At 50.1% G+C, this 20,101-nt stretch carries 19 protein-coding genes; 7 read left to right on the top strand and 12 right to left on the bottom strand.

The window, feature by feature from the left end; translation table 11 throughout:
* The first annotated feature begins 179 nt into the window (after positions 1–179).
* The 7 genes from VF639_RS21955 (at position 180) to VF639_RS21985 (ending at position 7,377) form a co-directional block, all read left to right on the top strand.
* Positions 180–1,052 (top strand): MotA/TolQ/ExbB proton channel family protein, encoded by an 873-nt coding sequence (locus VF639_RS21955; protein ID WP_331148092.1) that lies wholly within the window; start codon positions 180–182, stop codon positions 1,050–1,052.
* A 66-nt stretch (positions 1,053–1,118) separates the two neighbouring features.
* Entirely contained in the window at positions 1,119–1,742 is a 624-nt protein-coding gene (locus VF639_RS21960) for an ExbD/TolR family protein (protein WP_331148093.1), read from the top strand.
* A gap of 13 nt (positions 1,743–1,755) precedes the next feature.
* On the top strand, positions 1,756–2,280 hold the full coding sequence (locus VF639_RS21965; protein ID WP_331148094.1) for an ExbD/TolR family protein: 525 nt from the start codon (positions 1,756–1,758) through the stop codon (positions 2,278–2,280).
* Positions 2,277–3,104, top strand: a complete 828-nt coding sequence (locus VF639_RS21970) for an energy transducer TonB (protein ID WP_331148095.1) — start codon at positions 2,277–2,279, stop codon at positions 3,102–3,104. Before VF639_RS21965 ends, VF639_RS21970 begins: the two co-directional genes overlap by 4 nt.
* A 340-nt stretch (positions 3,105–3,444) precedes the next feature.
* The gene (locus VF639_RS21975; RefSeq protein WP_331148096.1) at positions 3,445–4,272 is read left to right on the top strand and encodes an energy transducer TonB; all 828 of its coding nucleotides are present in this window, start codon (positions 3,445–3,447) and stop codon (positions 4,270–4,272) included.
* 468 nt (positions 4,273–4,740) lie between these two features.
* Positions 4,741–5,712: a PstS family phosphate ABC transporter substrate-binding protein gene (locus VF639_RS21980; RefSeq protein WP_331148097.1), complete on the top strand. Its 972-nt coding sequence runs from the start codon at positions 4,741–4,743 to the stop codon at positions 5,710–5,712.
* Between the two features lie 51 nt (positions 5,713–5,763).
* Positions 5,764–7,377: a tetratricopeptide repeat protein gene (locus VF639_RS21985; protein WP_331148098.1), complete on the top strand. Its 1,614-nt coding sequence runs from the start codon at positions 5,764–5,766 to the stop codon at positions 7,375–7,377.
* A 90-nt stretch (positions 7,378–7,467) separates the two neighbouring features.
* Here VF639_RS21985 and VF639_RS21990 read toward each other — a convergent pair whose 3' ends face one another.
* The 12 genes from VF639_RS21990 to VF639_RS22045 form a co-directional block, all read right to left on the bottom strand.
* Positions 7,468–8,535, bottom strand: a complete 1,068-nt coding sequence (locus VF639_RS21990; protein ID WP_331148099.1) for an RluA family pseudouridine synthase — start codon at positions 8,533–8,535, stop codon at positions 7,468–7,470.
* Positions 8,536–8,619: 84 nt separating this feature from the next.
* Entirely contained in the window at positions 8,620–9,303 is a 684-nt protein-coding gene (locus VF639_RS21995) for an OmpH/Skp family outer membrane protein (RefSeq protein ID WP_331148100.1), read from the bottom strand.
* Between the two features lie 46 nt (positions 9,304–9,349).
* A complete protein-coding gene (locus VF639_RS22000) occupies positions 9,350–10,039 on the bottom strand; it encodes an OmpH/Skp family outer membrane protein (protein WP_331148101.1) in 690 nt (229 codons plus the stop codon).
* 38 nt (positions 10,040–10,077) lie between these two features.
* The gene (gene bamA, locus VF639_RS22005; RefSeq protein WP_331148102.1) at positions 10,078–12,603 is read right to left on the bottom strand and encodes an outer membrane protein assembly factor BamA; all 2,526 of its coding nucleotides are present in this window, start codon (positions 12,601–12,603) and stop codon (positions 10,078–10,080) included.
* A 15-nt stretch (positions 12,604–12,618) separates the two neighbouring features.
* On the bottom strand, positions 12,619–13,359 hold the full coding sequence (locus tag VF639_RS22010) for an isoprenyl transferase (RefSeq protein ID WP_414654777.1): 741 nt from the start codon (positions 13,357–13,359) through the stop codon (positions 12,619–12,621).
* Between the two features lie 76 nt (positions 13,360–13,435).
* Positions 13,436–14,200, bottom strand: coding sequence for a type IX secretion system protein PorG (porG, locus tag VF639_RS22015; protein ID WP_331148104.1), 765 nt, complete (start codon positions 14,198–14,200; stop codon positions 13,436–13,438).
* A gap of 39 nt (positions 14,201–14,239) precedes the next feature.
* Entirely contained in the window at positions 14,240–15,223 is a 984-nt protein-coding gene (locus VF639_RS22020; protein ID WP_331148105.1) for a DUF6089 family protein, read from the bottom strand.
* 52 nt (positions 15,224–15,275) lie between these two features.
* Complete coding sequence (locus tag VF639_RS22025) at positions 15,276–16,169, bottom strand: NAD kinase (protein ID WP_331148106.1); 894 nt, start codon at positions 16,167–16,169, stop codon at positions 15,276–15,278.
* 35 nt (positions 16,170–16,204) lie between these two features.
* Positions 16,205–17,593: a POTRA domain-containing protein gene (locus VF639_RS22030; RefSeq protein ID WP_331148107.1), complete on the bottom strand. Its 1,389-nt coding sequence runs from the start codon at positions 17,591–17,593 to the stop codon at positions 16,205–16,207.
* Positions 17,594–17,655: 62 nt separating this feature from the next.
* Positions 17,656–18,333, bottom strand: coding sequence for a CBS domain-containing protein (locus tag VF639_RS22035; protein ID WP_331148108.1), 678 nt, complete (start codon positions 18,331–18,333; stop codon positions 17,656–17,658).
* 277 nt (positions 18,334–18,610) lie between these two features.
* On the bottom strand, positions 18,611–19,393 hold the full coding sequence (locus tag VF639_RS22040) for an alpha/beta fold hydrolase (protein WP_331148109.1): 783 nt from the start codon (positions 19,391–19,393) through the stop codon (positions 18,611–18,613).
* Between the two features lie 4 nt (positions 19,394–19,397).
* The gene (locus tag VF639_RS22045) at positions 19,398–20,015 is read right to left on the bottom strand and encodes an anthranilate synthase component II (protein WP_331148110.1); all 618 of its coding nucleotides are present in this window, start codon (positions 20,013–20,015) and stop codon (positions 19,398–19,400) included.
* Positions 20,016–20,101 lie beyond the last annotated feature (86 nt).

Below are 20,101 nucleotides of genomic sequence, written 5' to 3' on the forward strand. Positions count from 1 at the left end.
AAGGATCGACTGAATTTCGGACGGGCCCCGCACACGATTAAACCCATGTTATTAATGCTTTTTTGCATAACATGCAGGTGAGCGGGGCCGCCGCCGTCTTAAGGCTTTCTACCGTTCATTTTACCTCTTTTCAACACCAGTTTACCTTTCACCACCAACTCCCTTAAAACTCCGGAACAATGGAACAAAAGAATGCCACAAACAAGAACGTGCGGCCTGCCGCTACGGCCGCCGCACCAGGTGAGGCAAAAGGCGGTTCCGCGTTTGCCGCCATCGTTATTCCGCTGGCAATCATTGTTAGCATCGTCATCTACATCTTTGTATTGGGTAACGGAGGCAACTTCGTAGGTGGTAATAATGCTAACGCTGCATTGCCCGGTAACTACCTAGGCATTGTATACAAAGGCGGCCCCATCGTACCTATTCTGATGTCGCTTTTCCTGTTGGTAATCACGTTCTCTATCGAGCGTTACTTGACCATCAGCAAGGCCAAAGGCAGCAAGAGCATCGAAAGCTTCGTGCGCAACATCCGCCAGAAGCTGAATGTGAACGACATCACCGGCGCTATTGCTACCTGCGACCAGCAGAAAGGCTCAGTAGCTAACGTAGTGAAGTCGGGTCTGCTGAAGTACCAGGAAATGGCTCGCGAGCGTGGTATGGACAAAGACCAGAAGGTATTGGCCATCCAGAAGGAAATCGAAGAATCGACTGCTCTGGAATTGCCTATGCTAGAGAAAAACCTGGTTATCATCTCGACCATTGCCTCAGTATCAACGCTGGTAGGTCTGCTTGGTACGGTATTCGGTATGATCAAGGCCTTCTCGGCACTTGCCCAAGCTGGTAGCCCTGACGCTGTAGCCCTGGCAGAAGGTATTTCGGAAGCCTTGATCAACACGGCTATCGGTATCGCCGGTTCGGCTCTGGCTATCATCGCCTACAACTTCTTCACCAGCAAAATTGACGAACTGACCTACAGCATCGACGAAGCTGGCTTCAGCATTATTCAGACTTTCGCCTCGCAGCACGGCGAAAAGGAAACTTACACGGCCTAAGTTGCGGTTCACGCAATAAGAAGCTACGAGTTTCGTTTTCTGAATATTCTATAAACCCTCCAGCACATGCCTAAAGTAAAGCCCCATAGAACCAATCCTTCGCTGGACATGACTCCAATGGTGGATTTGGCCTTCCTGCTGGTGACGTTTTTCATGCTCACCACCAAGTTTGCTGCCGAGGAAGTGGTGGTAGTTGATACTCCCTCTTCTACCTCGGAAATCAAGCTGCCGGAAAGCAACATCATCCGCCTGCTCGTTGACAAAGACAAGCGCGTCTTCTTTGGTTTTGAAAGTGATAAAGCAAAAAGCTTATTGCTCGACAAAATCGCTGCCAAGTACCAGCTTTCTTTCAACGAGAAGCAGAAGAAAAACTTCGGTAACCTGAATTCATTTGGTGTACCGGTGCAACAGCTAGGTTCTTTGCTTAGCATGAGCACAGAGCAGCGCAAGAAAGTCAACCAAACTGGTATTCCGATCGACTCGCTCAACAATCAACTGATTGATTGGGTGATGGAGGCACGGAAAGCTAACCAGGAGGCCATTGGTAAACCAACGTTCATTGCTATCAAAGGCGACAATGACGCCGACGTGGCAACGGTGATAAAGGTGACTAAGATTCTGCAGGATAAGAACATCAACCGTTTCAACCTTATCACCGACCTGGAAAACAAGCCGGTGGTGTCACGCTAACCCTCGCTAAGCCATGGCAGAAATACAACAGAACTCCGGCGGGGGTGGAAAAGGTGGAAAGAAGCGGGCCAAGAAAATGTCGACTCGTATCGACATGACTCCCATGGTGGATTTGGCCTTCTTGCTTTTAACCTTCTTCATCCTGACCGCCTCGTTCAACAAGCCGAACGTGATGCAGCTCACGCTACCGGTAAAAGAGAAGAACCCGGACGAGCAAACCGTACTAAAAGCTTCGGATGCTTTTACCATCATCATGGGTGAAAACGACAAGCTGTACTATTACGAAGGCCTGCTGGATAACGATGTGAAGCCCGAATTAAAGACTTCCAATTATTCGGCCGATGGTATTCGTAAAGTGTTGCTCACTCGGCAACGTCAGAACCCTAAAACGGTTATTCTGATCAAGCCGGACGAAAAGTCGAAGTACAAGAACATGGTGGACATCTTGGACGAGATGAATATCACCGACCAGAAGAAGTACGCACTAGTGCCTGCTTCGAAAGCTGACAAGGACTTAATTGAAAAATCTGGGCTATGATGGACAACACCCAAATAGCGCGGGCTAGCCTCAACGACATCGTATTCGAAGGCCGTAACAAGGCCTACGGAGCCTATGTGTTGCGGCGCTTGTACACCAAGCACGTCACGCGCGCCCTGCTCATCGCCATTGCCGTTTTCGCCCTGTTGGTGAGCTTCCCGCTGATTGCGCGGTTGTTCCGCGACGAGACAGTGGTAGAAGACGACAAGATGCTGAAGGAGAACGTCCTGATGGATGCTCCTCCATTGGACGAAACGAAACCACCACCACCCCCGCCGCCACCCGAGGCGCCGCCACCACCACCACCGAAGCTCTCTACCATCAAGTTCACTCCCCCCGTCGTTAAGAAAGACGAAGAAGTGAAGAAGGTAGAAGAGATTCCAGATCAGAAGGAACTGGAAGATAAAGTGGTTTCAACTGCTACCGTAAAAGGCAACACCGACAACCCGCTCGACCTGAACGGCTTGGAAGGTGAAGGCAATAAGGTCGTAGAAGAAGTGGTAGAGCAAAAGGTTTACCAGTACGTGGAGCAAATGCCCGTATTCCCTGGTGGCCAAGATGCTTTGCTGGCAGCCATTCAAAAAGGTGCCTCTTATCCGGCACTCGCGCTACGTAACCAGATTGAAGGCAAAGTCTTCATCTCATTTGTAGTAGGTCCGGATGGTGCAGTAACGGATGTTAAGGTACAAAAAGGCATCGGCGGTGGCTGCGACGAATCGGCAGTTGCCTCGGTAAAGAAGCTCCCTAAGTTCTCTCCTGGTAAGCAGAACGGTCGGGCAGTTAGCGTATCTTACACGGTACCTGTAACCTTTGCCATCAAGTAAATTTTCCGGATACTAGCGTATCTGGCATTTAAAAAGGAACCCCGCTTTCAGCCTCGGCCGGAAGCGGGGTTCCTTTTTGTGCTTTTCTTCTAAACAGGTAGCCTTCTATATCCTTCGAAATTAACCAAGCATCTTCCACTTAACCCTACAAAAAGCTAAACTCTTATACCAGGAGACAAGTGAAAAACTTATTATAAAATATTTATCTGCTTGCATACTACGATAAATATAGGAGGCGTTAGAGATGTGAAAGCCAGGCAATAGTGGGTATAGGACGAGCAAGAGGCCGGGTTTGGGTATTACAAAATATGTATCCGTTTCACCTTAACCTATATATCTCATGACCATGCCCGACCTAAGCACCGCAACACTCAATGACATTGTCTTTGAAGGCCGAAACAAATTGTACGGAGCCTATGTGCTTCGCCAATTGTATGAGCGCCATTTGGCCAGAGCGCTAGCTATTGCCATTTCGCTGACTTTGTTATTAGTGGCTTCCCCTCTTATCAAGGAGTGGCTATTTCCTACGCTTGTAGAAGCTCCTGATCCTCTTGAAATTTCTAAGACAGTTGAGCCTATTTTCATTCCTTTACCAACTGCGAAAGTAAAACCAGTAGCCAGCCAGCCAAAACCGCTGGAACCCATCGTGCGGACACCAGAAGTAGCTACGAAGGTAGTGCCTGACGAAAAGGTAAAACGGGAAGAGCCTACAAAGCCTACAATAACTCCAACCGAGGCTATAGCAGAAGTAATGACGGGTGGTGTTGAAGGCGGCACTGGCACTTCGACAGAGACAGGTAGCATAGGTGGTAAAGACACAGCTGGAAGCGTAGCCAAAGCACCTCCAGCGCCTACTGTCTTTCTCACTGCGGAAGTAATGCCCGAGTTCTTAGGAGGTCCTGAGGCACTACAGCGTTACATGCAGAAGAACTTACGGTACCCATCAATAGCATTGCGCAACAACATAGCAGGCAAAGTATACATTTCGTTTACTGTGCAGGCTGACGGCTCTGTTGCAGATGTGCAAGTACTCAAAGGCTTAGGCTTTGGTACCGATGAAGAAGCTGCACGTGTCGTAAAGAATATGCCGACTTGGAAACCTGGTCAGCAAAATAAGCACGCTGTATCTGTGCGGTACACAATGCCTATTACTTTTCGCTACGAATAGCTAAATAAGTTTATCTTGTAAAAAGCTTAAGAGTAATGCTTTAAACAAATTACGCTTCTTGACTGGCGGAAAAGTGCTTGATTTCTACGAAATCAAGCACTTTTCCGCCTTTCTTGTGGCAATAACATGGCCTTACCTGCGTTTTGGCGAACCTGAGGCCAAGAATTTTGTGTTAATTAAGTAGTACACACTTTTCTTCAGTTGTCGTCACCAACACCATGATGAATCGCCCCACTACGGAAGAACGCATAAACGCTGGCACCGGCTCAAAGAGCCTGATACGCTATTTTTTGCTGTTCATGACGCTCGTTTATATCGCCTTGGGTATATACCTCTGGTTGGCTCCTCCTCCGGCATTGAACCTATCTTTAGCAAACCGGCGTATCTTAGGAGGTATATTCGTATTCTACGGAATTATTAGATTTGTCCGTACTTATCAGCAGCATTTCCGCAATGCTGACTCTAAATATGACTAAACTCCCTGCTCTCTCTCGTCTTTTTTCGCTCAGTGTGGCCGCCTGTGGGCTATTGCTGATGGCGGCTTGTAACCGAAATCCAGATAGTGCCGGTCCTGACGAAGACACTTCTACCACTGGCCGGGTCAATATCAGCGTAGACGAAACGTTTGCGCCGATTCTGAAATCGCACATCGACACATTTCAACAGCTGTATGTGTACGCGCACGTTACGGCGGCTTATAAGCCAGAAGATTTTGTTGCGCAAGACATTTTAACTGATAAGGTTAGGGCTGTTGTCTTGGCGCGTCAACTCAATGCTGCTGAGAAAAGCGAATTGGAAAAGCAAAAGCTTATTCCACGTACCACGCACATTGCCACTGATGGTTTAGCTATCATTCTGCATCCTTCCAATCCTGATTCTCTGCTAACGATGGCGCAGTTGAGCGCTATCTTCTCGGGTAGGCAAGCAGATTGGCAGCAAGTAAGTGGCAAGAGCAAGCTAGGACCTATTGATGTGGTTTTCGATGCCAATAGGTCTAGCACAACTCGCTACGTGCAAGACTCTATCACGCGTGGTGCACCGCTTTCGAAGCGAGTGTTTGCGGCCAAATCGAACCCTGCGCTACTAGATTACGTTGCAACTCATCCGAACGCTATCGGCATTGTCGGAGCCAACTGGATCAGCGACCGGGATGACGCCGCAGTACAACGGTTCTTAAAACGCGTACGGGTAGCTAGTATCAGCTCCGAAGCTAGCCCGAAATCGGTTGACGATTATTACCAGCCTTTTCAGGCGTACTTGGCACTCAAAAAATATCCTTTGCGTCGCGAAGTATATATTATCAGTCGGGAAGGCAGAGCAGGGCTTGGCACCGGTTTTGCATCCTTCATAGCAGGAACCAAGGGTCAACTGATTGTTTTGAAATCAGGTCTGATGCCTGCTACCGGACAGACTCGAATCATAAATACTTCCAAGAAGTAGGTCTGCTCTTTTTCACTTTAACACACCTCTTTTCCACTAAACCCATTATCCATGAACTTCAAGCCCTGGAATATCTCGTTCCTCGTTGCCTTGTCGGTTTCCGGCTCTGCCGCTTTCGCTCAGACTCCTCAAAAAGCTATTGAACTTGAGCGCTACAGCGAAGCCCGCGCCGCATTATTGAAGCAAGGTCAGTCTCCTGAAGCTTCCTACGAACTAGGTCGTCTCTATCAGAAGCGTGGCTTGGCTGACTCTGCTGCCTATTACTTCAGCCGTGTTCCGCTGGACCCCAAGAATCCGATGACCATGGTAGCGGCTGGCCGGGCGGCATTGGCAAAAGGCAAGCCTGCTGATGCTCAAATCCAGTTCGACAATGCAGTAAAGGCCAGCAAAAAGAAAGACCCTAAGGTCTACACAATGATTGCCCAAGCCTATGGTGAGTCGGACGTTAAAGCCGATAACGCCAAAGCTTTGTCGTATGTGCAAGAAGCCGAAAAGCTGAGCAAGGGCAAAGACAACCCGGAGTTGATGATTGCACGCGGTGACATCTATGCTCAGTCGGAGCAAGGTGGTGGCGAAGCAATGAACAGCTACGAGCGTGCCCTTTTGGCCGATCCAAATAGCGCCTTAGCCAACTATCGCAAAGGCGAGCTCAATGTTCGGGCTCGTAACTACAACGATGCGAAAACTTCTTTTGAGAAGGCTATTCAAATCGACCCAAACTACGCTCCTGCCTACAATGCGCTAGCCGAGACGTATTTCTACGCTGGCAAATATGATGATGCCCTGGCTACTTTCCAGAAGTATCAGGGTGTAGCTGAGAAGTCGCCGGGCACAGACGCCAAGTATGCTTCATTCCTATTTCTGACCAAGAAGTACCCTGAAGCCCAAGCCGAGGTAGAGAAAGTATTGGCTCGTGACCCTCAGAACGTGACCATGAACCGTCTGTTGGCTTACTCGATGTTCGAAAACGGTAAGTATCCAGAGTCTTTGACGGCTATGGAAAACTACATGAAGATCCAGCCAGCTGACAAGCTCATTACCGAAGACTATGTGTACTACGGTAAGATACTGGCCAAAAATGGTCGTGCAAAGGATGGAGAAGCGGCTATCAAGAGTGCTATCGCTAAAGACCCCAAGAAAGCTGCTGAACTGCAAGGAGAGCTTGCTCAGAGCTACATGCTAGGCAAAGATTATCCTTCGGCTATTGCTGCCTACAAGGAAATCATGAAAGCCACTCCTACCCCTGCTCTGACTGACCAGTTCCGTCTGGCCACTGCATATCAGGGCAACAAGCAGTACACGCAGGCCGACAGCCTTTACAACATCATCATTACAGCTCGCCCAACTTATGCTCCGGCGTACCTGATGCGTGCTAAGGTTAACTCGTACTTGGACCCAGACTCCAAGCAGGGTTTGGCAAAGCCGCACTACGAGAAATATGTAGAGCTAGCAAAAGCTGATCCTGCCAAGAACAAGGAAGGTCTGGCAGAGGCCAATGAGTATCTAGGCTACTACTACTACGCTAAAGGCGAAAAGACCACTGCTGCTCCTTATTATGAGCAAGTACTTGAGCTAGATCCGTCTAACGCTAACGCGAAGAAAGTAATTGACTCGATGAGAGCTCCTAAGACTGCTCCTAAGGCCGCGCCAAAGAAGAAGTCATAACTGCTTTTTTGAAAAGCGTAAAAAGCCCCGTGACAATTGTTACGGGGCTTTTTGTTTTAATGCGCTTCAAAGATCAAGCAACTTATATTTCTACTCAACATACTGTTCCCACTGATTCAGTACTGAGGCAAAGTCTGCGGGCAATTCTACTTCGAACTGCATTTGCTCGCCCGTGATAGGATGCACAAAGCCTAAAGATTTCGCATGTAGTGCTTGACGAGGCATCAGTTCGAAAGCTTTATCTACGAAAGCCTTGTACGCCCCCGTACGCTGGCCGTATAGCACCTTATTTCCGCCGTAGGTGGTGTCGGAAAACAGCGGATGACCAATGTGCTTCATATGCACCCGAATCTGGTGCGTACGACCCGTTTCAAGGTTGCACTGCACCAAGGCTACATGTCCGAACGTGCGGAGCACCTTGTAATGCGTTACGGCTGATTTTCCTTGGTCGCTGTCGAGTGGATATACCGCCTGTACCTTACGGTCTTTTACACTGCGGCCTATGTTGGTGCGAATGGTGCCTTGCGCTTCCTTGGGTATACCCCATACCAACGCCAGATAGGTCCGCTCAATAGTGTGGTAAAAGAACTGCTGCGAGAGGTGGGTCATAGCAAACTCCGTCTTGCCAATAACTAGCAGCCCAGACGTGTCCTTGTCGATGCGGTGGATAAGGCCGGGACGAATTTCACCATTGCGGCCCGTAGGCAGGTTGTTGAGGTGATGAGTCAAGCCATTAACTAGTGTGCCGTGCCAATTGCCATAAGCCGGATGCACCACCATGCCAGCCGGCTTATTTACCATCAACAGCGCCTCGTCCTCATAGCGAATATCGAGGTCCATGGGTTCAGGCAACACCCGATAATCAATGGGCGGCTCTGGCAGCGTAATGGTAATAAGGTCGCCGGGCTTGATGCGGTAGCTGGACTTTACGGGCCGCTCGTTTACCTGCACAGCCTCCGCCAGAATAGCGTTTTGAATCTTGGTGCGGGAGGTGTGCGGTAACTGGCGCAGCAAATATTTATCGAGCCGTAGCAAATCCTGCTTACGGCTTACTACTATGCGATGGTGCTCGTAAAGTTCATCCCCTATTTCTGCCTCGTCATCTTCAGACGGAATAAGGGGCAGCAGTTCATCGTCTGATGAGTCGATCTGAGTCATATAAAATCTCAGGTGGAGTGGCTAAAAAACAGAAAAGCCGAAGCGCAAAGCTCCGGCTTTTCTATAGTAGTAAGCAAAAGCAGCTTACTTCTTTTTGGTAGTCTTAGTTGTTTTGTTGGTGCTTGAAGCAGAGGTTGCCGCCGGAGTCGCAGGAGCAACACTGGCCTTAGGGGCAGCCGAAGCCGTAGCACCTGGCGTTACACCCATCTTCTTCAAAATCAAGTCGGAAATATCACCTTCTTTCGGACCGTGCAGCAATACTGGGCTAGCGCCGTCAGAGTTTAGGACGTAGGTATAACCGTTCTCTAGCGAAACAGCATCAATTGTCTTCTGAAGCTTGTCTAGTGCAGGCTTCAACAGAGTCTGCTGCTTTTGCTGCAAATTCTGGTCGGCAGAACGCTGAAATTCCTGGATGGACTGCTGCATGGTCGTCAGCTCCTTTTCCTTGTCAGCCTTCACTACATCGGTCATAGTAGCAGCACCTTTCTGGTAGGCTTCGGCCTTAGCTTGGTAATCGGCATACTTGCTCTTGAGCTGGTTTTCCAGCTGCGTGCTGTATGCTTTCAAATCTGTTTCGATTTGACGGCTTTCGGGCATTTGGCTCAGCACGTATTCCACGCTCGTATAGCCAATTTTCAGCGGGCCGCTGGCAACTGCTGCCGTAGGAGCTGGGGTTGCCGCTGCAGTAGTGGGAGCCTGCGCTAACGCAACTGAAGCCGACGTGAAAGTAAGGGCGGCCGCAGCCAATACAACGCGGAACATGTTCATAATGGTCATTGAAAAGGGAAACGTCAGGGAAGTTTTTGTTGCAAAGTTAATTCTTTCGGCTTGCCGCACGGGTAGCCGGCTGCCGGGCGGGGCGAGAAGCTGGTGTAGTCGCACCAGCTTTGTCATCGTCGGCCTGAGGCTCATCACCAGCCGGCGTTTTGGGAACGGACACCGATTTAACGCTGCCCTTCTGTGCGGTTTGATTTCTGTCCTCAGATGCTAAACCCAATTCTTCCAATACAAATTCCGTGTAGTCATGTACTGGGTTGGTATAAAGCATAGTTAAGTCGCCAGATTTATCGAATATGATGGCTAGCTGCTTCTTCTTAGCTACTTTTTCTACGGCTTCAAACACCCTGTCCTGCACCGGTTTTGTAAGTTCTTGGCGCTTTTTGAACAGTTGACCTTCGTAGCCGAAGATCTTGTTCTGGTAGCCTTTTATATCCTGCTCTTTTTTCAGGATCTCATCTTGCCGCTTCTTCTTCATCGGCTCCGTTAGCAGAACTTCCTCGGCCTGATAAGTGCGGTACAACTTATCGAGGTCTTTCTTTTGAGCCTCAATATCTTTCTGCCAGTTCTGCGACAGATTATTCAACTCAGTCTGCGCTTGAGCGTACTCCGGCATTTTGCCCATAACAAACTCAGAGTCTACATACCCAAACTTTTGGGCCGTAGCTGAGCTAGCAGTCGATAAAAGCACTAGCAGAGAAGCTAGAGCAGAAAACATTTTCTTCATAGCAGCAAGCAATAAAAGCCGACCAGCACTTTCCGCGTTTAGCGGATTTGCTGGCCGATGATGAAGTGGAATTGACTGCGGTCCTGAGGCGATGATGCATTAGCCGCATTGCGCGGAACAGTGTCAAAGGCCCGCCCGAAGTCAAACCCTAGCAAACCAAATGCCGACATGAAAATACGAGCTCCTACCCCAGCCGAACGGTACAGCTTGTAGGGGCTATAGTTCGTATAGTTGTCGAAAGCATTACCAGCTTCCGCGAAGCTTAGAATATAAACCGTTGCCGCTGGGTTCAGTGACACCGGATAACGCAGTTCCATGACGTACTTGTTATAGACAACTCCCCCCGTCTCATTATTCTGAGCAGTAGGTATTGCATTAGGATCTTGTGCATCTGCATAGCCACGCAAGCCTACAAACTCGGTGCCCACCAAGAAATTTTGGCTACCACCAGCCCCTAGACCTGAACCACCAAGCTTAAATCGCTCAAATGGGCCGATCTGGCGGCTACTGTTGTATGAACCAATGAAGCCAAAGTGAGCCCTGGTATTGAGCACCAGCTTGCCCACAATAGGTGTAAACCACGAGGCATCAAACATCCACTTATGGAATTCAACCCATTCATTAACGGCTGGATGCGCACCTTTGAATACCGAGTAAGGAGGTGTCAAGCTTGTACTCAGTGATAACGAAGAACCTCGTCTGGTATAGGTTGGGTTGTCTATGCTGTTACGAGCCAGCGTAGTATTAAACGTAATGTTAGTAGCAGTACCGTCAGGAATACCTGCGAACTGCGAATATCCTCTAGTTTGATATTGAGTAGCTGACAACGAATTGGTTAACGTAAAGTAATCATCAGGCCAGCGCAAGCGTCGGCCTAAACTAATGGAAGCACTGTTGCTTTTAATAAACCCAGCATTACTCACATCAAAGTTGTTACCTAAACGACTGATACTTCGATTTAAGCTGAAGGAAAAAGAGTTGGGCTTGCGGCCACCAAGCCAAGGCTCAGTGAATGAGAACGAATAAGCCTGATACTGCAAACCATTGGCCTGCACGTTCAGCGCTATGCGCTGACCATCACCTGCTGGGACTGGGGTCCAGTTGCGGAAGTCCTTAGCTTTACGCAACGAGAAATTGTTGAATACCAGTCCAACCGTGCCAATAAAGCCAGCATAGCCACCCCAACCACCCGAGAGAGTAATCTGGTCGGAAGGCTTCTCTACTACGGTATAGTTGATGTCAACCGTACCATCGGCTTGGTTGGGCACCGGGTTGATACCTACTTTTTCCGGGTCGAAGTAGCCTAGGGTAGATATTTCGCGCTGCGAGCGGATAAGCAGTTCCCGGTTGAACTTGTCGCCGGGCAACGTACGTAATTCGCGACGCAAGACGTGGTCGGTAGTCTTGGTATTACCGGCGATGTTCACCTCCTTGATTCGAGCCTGTACCCCCTCGGTGAGTCGCATCTCGATGTCAATCGAATCGCCTTCTACCTTGGTCTCTACCGGTTCGATGGAGAAGAACAGATAGCCGTCGTTCATGTAGAGCGAAGTGATGTCCTGACCCGTTGGGTTGTAGTTCAGGCGCTTGTCCAGCGTTTCCTTGCTGTACACACTTCCCTCTTTGATACCAAGCACTGAGGCCAGCGTTTTGTCGTCGTACAAGTAGTTACCGGCCCACGTGATGTTGCGGAAGTAGTACTTGGGACCTTCGTCCACTCGGATCCGTAATGCCAAGTCTTCCCCGTTGCGAATAAGTGAATCCGATACTACCGTTGCGTCACGGTAACCCTGCGAATTGTAGAACTCGATAAGCTTTTCTTTATCTCCCTCGAACTCTACGCGCTGGAATTTCCCAGAATTCAAGAATTTAGGAAACTTCTTCTCCTTGGTCTTTTTGAATTTTCCCTTCAGCTTGCTGTCTTTGAATGCTTCGTTGCCTTCAAAAGTGATTTCACGGATTTTACTTTTCCCGCCTTTGTCAACGTTAATCTTCAATACCACACTATTCGACAAACTAGAGTCGGGTATCTGCGTGATATTTACTTTAGCGTCTAAGAAGCCTTTGTTGGTGTAAAACTTCCGTACCTGCGTGCTGGTGTTGCTCAGCAAAGCATCCGTCACCACCTTGCCGCGAATCAGCTTGATCTTGTTCTTAAGATCATCGGCCTGACTCTTACCAATGCCCGCAAACTCGAACTTCGATAGTCGGGGACGCTCCTTTAAGTTGAAGTCCAAGAAAATACGATTCCCATCGATGCGCGTAATCGAAACGCTCACGTCCCCGAGAATACCTTGTTCCCATACTTTACGGATGGCTTTGCCTATTTCCTCTCCTGGTATAGAGATAGGGTCGCCGACTCGCAGTCCCGTTAAGCCAATCAGGGTATTGGCATCTAGGTAACGGGCACCACTAATGGTAATGCCCCCTAGCTCGTAGCGCTTCGGCTCTTCGCCTGCTGCAGCAGGAGTTGCCGTTTGGGCCACTCCAGTTAGCGGTGCTACTACACCTAGTGCAAGAACTATAGCCGCTACTCGGCCTACTGTGGTGAAAAATAAATTCATTCTGTTGTTGAAACCTTACGAAACGGTTAGCTGCTCACTCGTCTTCCCAAAACGCCGCTCCCGACGCTGATATGCCCGCACAGCCTCCTCGAAATGAGCTTGGCGGAAATCAGGCCACAATAGATCTGTGATATACAATTCAGTATAAGCCAGCTGCCACAACAGAAAATTGCTGATTCGCTGTTCACCGCTAGTGCGAATTAGCAACTCTGGATCGGGTATACCCGCCGTAGTTAGGTATTTCGCAATAGTGTTTTCCTGAATGTCTTCGGCACGCAATTGCCCGGCCGCTACATCGGCAGCCAAGCGACGAGCCGCTTGCGTCAGATCCCAACGGCCACTGTAGCTAAGTGCTAATACCAGCGTCATTCGAGAACCTGCTTTGGTTAACTCTATTGCTTCCGCCAGTTCCCGCTGACAAGAATTCGGCAAGCTTTCGGTTTGTCCGATAGCTTGTAAACGAATACTATTCTTTAATAGTGTGGGAGTCTCTTTCCGAATAGTGTGCACCAGCAACTGCATCAGGGCCGTCACCTCATGCGCTGGCCTCGACCAATTCTCCGTGGAAAAAGCATAGAGCGTAAGGTAGCGCACCCCCATTTCGGCGGCAGTTTCAACTGTCTCGCGTACGGCAGTAATGGCGCTCTGGTGCCCGAAGATGCGGAGGCCGCCCTTCTGCTTGGCCCAGCGGCCATTACCATCCATAATCACGGCTACGTGAGCAGGAATATTATGTGGGTCGATTTCGGACCGGATGGCCATGGGTACTTTTTGCGTAAAGAGGCTGCAAGTTACGCAAATGGTTGCATTCCAACCTGTCCAATACCGCTATCTACCGTAGCAACTTAGGATTGTCCTTGTATTGAGGCGGACAGTTAATCTTATAAAAAGTATAAGAGATAGTGAAACCGTTAAAGAAATACCAATCTTGATCGTGTGGGTTGCCTACTACATCCGTCTGCCCGTTGCTCTTGCCATCAATATGGTCGAGTTGGTCGCTGAATGCTTTACGGGCACCAGCCTCCAGACCCAGGTTCCACCGATTAGACAAGGCATACTTGAAGCCAAAACCCGCTGGCACCGCTACGCCTAGCATACTTCCTTTTTGATTAAGCGCGGGTAGAGCCCCATTGTTGGTGGCTGTTGTAGTGCTGGCCAAAAAACCAGCTACTCCAACAAAGACATAAGGGGTAAAATGCACCTTTGCCTTACGGTAATGGTAGTCGAAGAAGTTGTACTCCAGCACCGCCGATGCTTCATATAGGCTGCCTTTCATATTCGCTTGGCGGTAGGCTTGTAATGCAGGCACATTCCCGCTCTCCCCTCTCACGTTACCATCATCAGCGCGTAGAAGGCCAGCAAGCAAGGCTCCTCGCAGCGTGACCGGCGCTGAAATGTCTCTGCGGTAAAAGGCCGTAATAGCCGGACGATTATTCTTGAACTGATAGTTAGGCGACAACTCGCCTTTATAAACTAGACCACCCAAGCCTACTCCAATTTCACTGGTGTATTGGGCGGCCGCTGAATGGGCAAAAAAAACACTCCCTGCTTGCGTTAAGCAAACAAGGAGTGTTTTAGATAGATTCGCTTTTGTCATTAGACTGGTTGTGAATGAATGCCAACCAGCAAAAACTGGTTAGCGGAATTTGGGGCTTTTAACGCGCGGAGCGAGAATGTAGTTGAGCGTGAATCCAGCTTGAACGTACCAATCGTCTTCGTTATTCTTGCCACGCTGGTAGCCGGATTGGTTTGTTTCTTGCCAAGTACCATCTAGCCCGGCAGTGCCTCCGCCAGTGATATCCCAGCCGAAATATTGAGCAGCTCCAGCATTAAGAGCACTTCTGCTGACTACATACTTTGTGCTTACATCGTCAAGATAGTCATTAAACGTCTTCCGGAAGCCTATTTCAAAACCCAAGTCAAAGCTCTTATTAAGTTTGTAACGTGCGCCAATACCAAATGGTATAGCAATACCCGCTCTGTTATAAGAAAATCCTTCAGTTTTGAGGGGTTGTAAAGCAATGAAGCTGCCCCTGGTCAGGTTTTGAGAATTATCATCTGTAACCTCGCCCTTCGGGTTGCCAGCATAGCCTGCTACACCAGCAAACAAGTATGGAACGAAGTCCGGACGTTTGATATAGGTATTCCGGTTCGGAATTAAGTCAAAAATAGCTACAGCAGAAAGTTCGGCAATGTCATTGCGGAAATTCATGTTACGGTTGTAGCGGAATTTAGCATCAGCATCATTTTGGTCAGCAGCTTTAACATCACTACCAGTGATACGACCGTAGCTTAGGCCACCACGACCAGAGAGGCGAGGTGTAAAGCGGTGAGTGATCGTAACGCCGAGGTTGGGGCGGGTGGCACCAAAACGTAAGCTTGGAATGCTAGGCTTAGGAGTGATATCACCAAAATAGTTCATAGCTGTCAGCGTTACACCGACCGAGTTATACTGCTTCCGCTTCGTGAATTGCTGCGCATCCGCCGCAGGTGCCACTAGCATAGAAGCCAATAGCAACGTAAGACTGTAATTGAAAAACTGCTTCATATTGGAGCGAAGGTTAGTAATAGCGAAAGAAGAGGCCTGATCTGAAGGAAACACAGTAGCAGTCAGCAACAAAAGTAGAAGATATAGGGAACTAAAAAAACAAATAGCAGAAAAAGTATATCTCCTAAACTGGAATTCCAGCCGGATTTCGTCGATCTAGACCCCAGTTCAACTTGCTACGCAGCGTACTTAGGAAATTAACATGATTGAATTTTACTAAGCGTACTGAAAAGCTCTCCCGTCTAACTGCAATTTGAACCCCCGCATCAACCGCCACAGAACGCGAATCGAGAGAAAGCAAAAATTGGTTGCTCCGGCCCTCAATTTCAAAGGAAATTACGCTTCGGTCCGATACAATGATGGGTCGCACGTTGAGATTGTGAGGGCATACGGGAGCAATGATAAAATTGTTTGTTTGCGGCAGCATGACGGGTCCACCGCAGCTAAGCGAGTAACCCGTCGACCCAGTTGGAGTAGCCACCACGAGGCCATCAGCCCAATAAGAATTCAAATACTCCCCATCGATATAGGTATGGACCACTATCATGGAGGAGGTATCACGCTTGAGGATACTGAACTCATTGAGTCCAAAATTGATACCCCCAAAGGCGTCAGGATCGGTTTCGACTCGGATTAAGCTACGGTCTTCCAGAACGAAATGCCCTTTGAAGAGAGCATCCATGGCCTGTGCAATCCGGTCGGGGGTGACGGTGGCTAGAAAACCAAGGCGCCCCGTATGAATACCTAAAATTGGGATCTGTAAACTGCCTACGTAGGTGACAGTATCTAGCAAAGTGCCGTCGCCGCCAATGCTAAGAACGAACTGTACACCTCGTAATGAGTCGTCTCGAGTGAAGGTTGTGACGCCGACGGGCAGGTTGAGCCGCTGGGTTAGATAGTCGTGAAAAGACTTTACTACAAGAATACTGGTTTGCCGACCGGCTAGATCATCAAGCAGATTCTGCACGAAGGGCAAGCTCGCATCATCAAAAGGTTTCCCTAGAATGGCAATTTTCATAATAGAACCTTAGCCTACGCGGGGCAGGCAAAACATCAAATGGGAAATTCAGAGCGGAAAAAGAAGCCTCCTTGGCCGCGTAGTGTGCGCGTGTATTCCAAAGTAAAAACTCGGTCGTAGTACGTTACCAAATGCATAGCGACTCCAGCGGAGGCAAGCAAACGGCCTGGCAGCCGGTTGCCAGCCATGGCCGAAGGCGTGCTTACGTAACCTGCGTCGGTAAAGGTATTTAAATACAGCGCAAGCGGGATGGCATTGACTTTAGGATTAGCTAGGCCCTCTAATTGCACCCGGCCAGCATCGAAGAGCCGGTACGAGACGCCCTGTTGCAGCAAGGCATAATGACGACCGTCTACCACGTATTCGTCGTAACCACGTACAAGCACATCGTAGCCAAGGGCTCGGTTGTCGGCGTAGGAAAGGCGGCGGCTGAAGCGCATCTGTCCGCGCACGGCAGCACTGTAGTAGAACTGCCCGCCAAGCGGCACATAGTGGGCATATCGAACTCGGGCCAACAATTGGGGGGGAGCTGTTGCAAGAAAACGCCGGTATACCAATTGGACTTGAGCATAGCGGCCGGTAAGCGGATAGGCAAAAGTGTTGCGCTGGTTCAGGACGCCGCTCAAATTGAAGTCCAGGTATTCCCGCCGGGCACGGCCGAGGTAATAGTTGGGGTTGAGCTGATTCACGGAATCCGTGATCGACTCTTGATGGTAGCTTATGTCGAAGGCGGCTAGCAAACGGACCGTTCGACGCCAACGCACGCCAGCCGTAAAGTATCGTCGTTCGATTGGGAACCCGTCGTCGGGACGAAAGGTGACAAGCCGGTCTTGTACGGTGGCGTAGTCGAGGGCGCGGGCGCGGTAGTAGGAGGCGCCTATCCCTACGCCTACCCGGCGCCGACGGCCATAACCGGGAGCTTCGTAGAACAACTCGTATTTGCGGTTGAAGCCTAGCTGTAGATTGGCTAACAGATCTTCGTTGCGACCCCGAAAATTTTTGCGTGTCAGGTGCAGGCCGTAATCAACCCGGCGCCAACGGTCGGAACGGTCGGCCCAAGCGCGGAAATTGCGGTCGGCAATGGAGAGGATGGGCACCGGAAAGGTATACCAACGCTCCTGCACGCTGAAAAGAATAGTAAGCCTACCGTCTTGACAAACTACTTCGCTCAGCACCTGATGGAACAACTGCAGATTGAAGAGGCGGCGGCGGTTTGCTTCAATACGAGTTGCCAGCACAGTAGCCGATAAGGTATCCCCTTCGCTAAAATCAAGCTCAGCACGAAGAGTGCGCTCTTTGGTTACTTGATTTCCCACAAAAACCAAGGTTGCTACGCGGAGGGTAGTGTAGCCAGGGCAGTTCGGTAGTACCCGTTGCGTGGTATCGGGGGCAGATTGTGCTAACGCAGGAACAGCACGAGCCATAGCAGTTGCAAAGAAGAGTACTACCCAAACAACAGAAGCTCGTGTATACACCCCGTCGCCGCTTACAGGCTTAGGTACTTCAACAGCGCATCGTACCGGTCCTGCTCGTTTTCACCAAGTTCGGCCACTCCGTTGAACTGGGCGGTAATGGCGTAGCCAAACCGCTCTAAAGTGGCTGCAATACGGGTAAGCGAAGGTGTGTTCACCTTCAATGTGAGGCGAATACGGTACGGGTCGTGCTCATCCTGCGCGACGTGGGCACTCAGTACTTTTGCGTTGTTCTCTTCTATGTACCGGCTGATTGTACCCAACGAATAATCGCGCTCCTCCATGGAAAGCACAATCACGGCTCCTTGCCCGGGGGCGATGGGAGGTTGCCCAAAGGCAGCCAGCGTGTCGCTCACGGTCACCACGCCCATATACTCGCGCTGATCGTCGAGTACCGGAACGAGTTGAATCTTGTTTTGGATAGCTACTTCCATGACGCTATAAAAATGCTGATCGTGCTGCACGTGCACATCGGCAAAGCTTAGCGGTAGGTCACTTAAGAGCTGATCCGTTTTATCGGTCTGCTCCATATCACCTAAGTCGGCACCCGTGACTAAGCCTCGGTACGCCCGGTTGTCAATTACGGGCAGCTGGCCAACGTGGAATTCCTCCAGCCATTTGGCCGCTTTCCCGACGGTATCCGACACCTTCAAGGGCGGAATCATCTGGTTGAGCAAGTCTTCAGCAATCATCGAGTGCATCGGCAGGATATGAGGAATTAAACAACTAAAGGTGAAAGCGGGCGGGTTAGGGGTACGAAAGGACAGAACACCTACTTGTAGCCTGTTGGCTACAATAGCAACAAATACGAAGCGGCGACAAACTTGGAGTTTGAGAAGCCACAGATATACGAAAAAGTTTTCAACGGCTTACATCCGTGGAAACCGCAAAGTAAAGAGACGCCTTGAACCGTAGAAGTTGCTTCTACATCAGCAGCTTCTGCAACTCGTTGTGCTGTATCGCTTTACTCTACTTTACTGCCACCGCTTCTTGCTCCGTACGATGCAGAAACTGGCGAAGCAGCAGGTTAAACTCCTGAGGGCGCTCCATCATGGGCGCGTGGCCGCAGTGGTCGAGAAAACGCAACTCGGAGTTGCGAATCAGATGATGAAACTCGTGCGCTACTACGGGCGGGGTGATGGTGTCATTGAGGCCCCAAACCAGCAACGTAGGCACCCGGATTCCACTTAACTCTTTGCCAAGATTGTGCCGCTGAGCCGACCGGGCAATGCTAATAATGCGCAGGCACTTGGCATTGGAATTTGTAACGTCGAACACTTCATCTACTAGTTCTTTGGTTGCTACGGCCGGATCGTAAAAGGTATACGCCACCCTTTCCTGCACATAGGCATAATTGCCGCGCTTGGGGAAGGAGCCACCCATACTGTCTTCAAACAAGCCACTGCTGCCAGTAAGTACCAATCGGTTAACCCGCGCCGGATTCTGTAGGGTGTATTCCAATCCTACATGTCCGCCTAACGAATTGCCTAATACGGTGCAAGGCTCTGCTAGCTTGATGGCAGCTACAAATTCTTCCACGTACTTCACCAGGCCCGGCACGCCCGCTTGCGTAAGCGGCATCTCGTAGATGGGCAGCAGCGGAATAATAACGCGATAATCGGGACGAAAGTGCGATACTACGTCGTGCCAGTTGCTGAGGGCACCGAAAAGGCCGTGCAGCAGCAACAGCACTGGCCCGGCGCCCTCGTCGACGTACTGAAACTCGTTGCGTTCTTTGATTTGCAATTCCATCTTCTTAGCGGGCAACCGGTGTGGTAGTCGCCACCGAGCCCTCTTCTACAATGATACAATACCGAACCCAATTGCGCAGCATTGCCAGCCCGTGGGTGGTGAGCAGCGCTTCGGGGTGGAACTGAACGCCCACCAGCGGTAAGTTGGTATGGCGCAGCGCCATGATTTCGCGAGTTGGATCGGCGGTAAGCGCCAGGGGACGTAACACGGAGGGCAAGTTGGTTACTACCAAAGAATGGTAGCGCGTAACGGGCAGTTGCCGGGGCAGTTCCTGAAACAGCTCGTCTTCAACTACCACTTCCATTTCCGACACTTTACCGTGCATAGGGCGTGCAGCACGGGTGAGGGTAGCGCCAAAGTATTGAGCCAAGGCCTGATGCCCCAAACACACGCCGAGCATGGGTACGCGCTGATGCCAAGCGTCGATAACCGCCATCAGGTTGCCGGCCGCGGCTGGAGTGCCGGGCCCCGGCGACAAAACCAGAGCATCGAACGCCAGCTCTTCCAGCTGCGCCAGTGGCACGTCGTTGCGCACTACCTGCACCTCACAGCCCAGCTGCCGGAAGTAGTCCAGCAGGTTATAGGTGAAAGAGTCGAAGTTGTCGAGCAGCAGCAGGCGCATCTTTGGAAAGGTTGGGTTGTTAAATAGTTGATTGTTCTGACGGCTTGTAGAACAGCTTACCATCTAGCTATGCAGCCATTTAAGCA

It is taken from the genome of Hymenobacter sp., assembly GCF_036387835.1.
In the GTDB taxonomy this organism is placed as follows: domain Bacteria; phylum Bacteroidota; class Bacteroidia; order Cytophagales; family Hymenobacteraceae; genus Hymenobacter.

Excerpts from the sequence above, each read along its gene's own strand:
- VF639_RS21955 (WP_331148092.1), top strand. The coding sequence starts at position 180 with ATGGAACAAAAGAATGCCACAAACAAGAACGTGCGGCCTGCCGCTACG.
- VF639_RS21960 (WP_331148093.1), top strand. The coding sequence starts at position 1,119 with ATGCCTAAAGTAAAGCCCCATAGAACCAATCCTTCGCTGGACATGACT.
- VF639_RS21965 (WP_331148094.1), top strand. The coding sequence starts at position 1,756 with ATGGCAGAAATACAACAGAACTCCGGCGGGGGTGGAAAAGGTGGAAAG.
- VF639_RS21970 (WP_331148095.1), top strand. The coding sequence starts at position 2,277 with ATGATGGACAACACCCAAATAGCGCGGGCTAGCCTCAACGACATCGTA.
- VF639_RS21975 (WP_331148096.1), top strand. The coding sequence starts at position 3,445 with ATGACCATGCCCGACCTAAGCACCGCAACACTCAATGACATTGTCTTT.
- VF639_RS21980 (WP_331148097.1), top strand. The coding sequence starts at position 4,741 with ATGACTAAACTCCCTGCTCTCTCTCGTCTTTTTTCGCTCAGTGTGGCC.
- VF639_RS21985 (WP_331148098.1), top strand. The coding sequence starts at position 5,764 with ATGAACTTCAAGCCCTGGAATATCTCGTTCCTCGTTGCCTTGTCGGTT.
- VF639_RS21990 (WP_331148099.1), bottom strand. The coding sequence starts at position 8,535 with ATGACTCAGATCGACTCATCAGACGATGAACTGCTGCCCCTTATTCCG.
- VF639_RS21995 (WP_331148100.1), bottom strand. The coding sequence starts at position 9,303 with ATGAACATGTTCCGCGTTGTATTGGCTGCGGCCGCCCTTACTTTCACG.
- VF639_RS22000 (WP_331148101.1), bottom strand. The coding sequence starts at position 10,039 with ATGAAGAAAATGTTTTCTGCTCTAGCTTCTCTGCTAGTGCTTTTATCG.
- bamA (WP_331148102.1), bottom strand. The coding sequence starts at position 12,603 with ATGAATTTATTTTTCACCACAGTAGGCCGAGTAGCGGCTATAGTTCTT.
- porG (WP_331148104.1), bottom strand. The coding sequence starts at position 14,200 with ATGACAAAAGCGAATCTATCTAAAACACTCCTTGTTTGCTTAACGCAA.
- VF639_RS22025 (WP_331148106.1), bottom strand. The coding sequence starts at position 16,169 with ATGAAAATTGCCATTCTAGGGAAACCTTTTGATGATGCGAGCTTGCCC.
- VF639_RS22030 (WP_331148107.1), bottom strand. The coding sequence starts at position 17,593 with ATGGCTCGTGCTGTTCCTGCGTTAGCACAATCTGCCCCCGATACCACG.
- VF639_RS22035 (WP_331148108.1), bottom strand. The coding sequence starts at position 18,333 with ATGATTGCTGAAGACTTGCTCAACCAGATGATTCCGCCCTTGAAGGTG.
- VF639_RS22040 (WP_331148109.1), bottom strand. The coding sequence starts at position 19,393 with ATGGAATTGCAAATCAAAGAACGCAACGAGTTTCAGTACGTCGACGAG.
- VF639_RS22045 (WP_331148110.1), bottom strand. The coding sequence starts at position 20,015 with ATGCGCCTGCTGCTGCTCGACAACTTCGACTCTTTCACCTATAACCTG.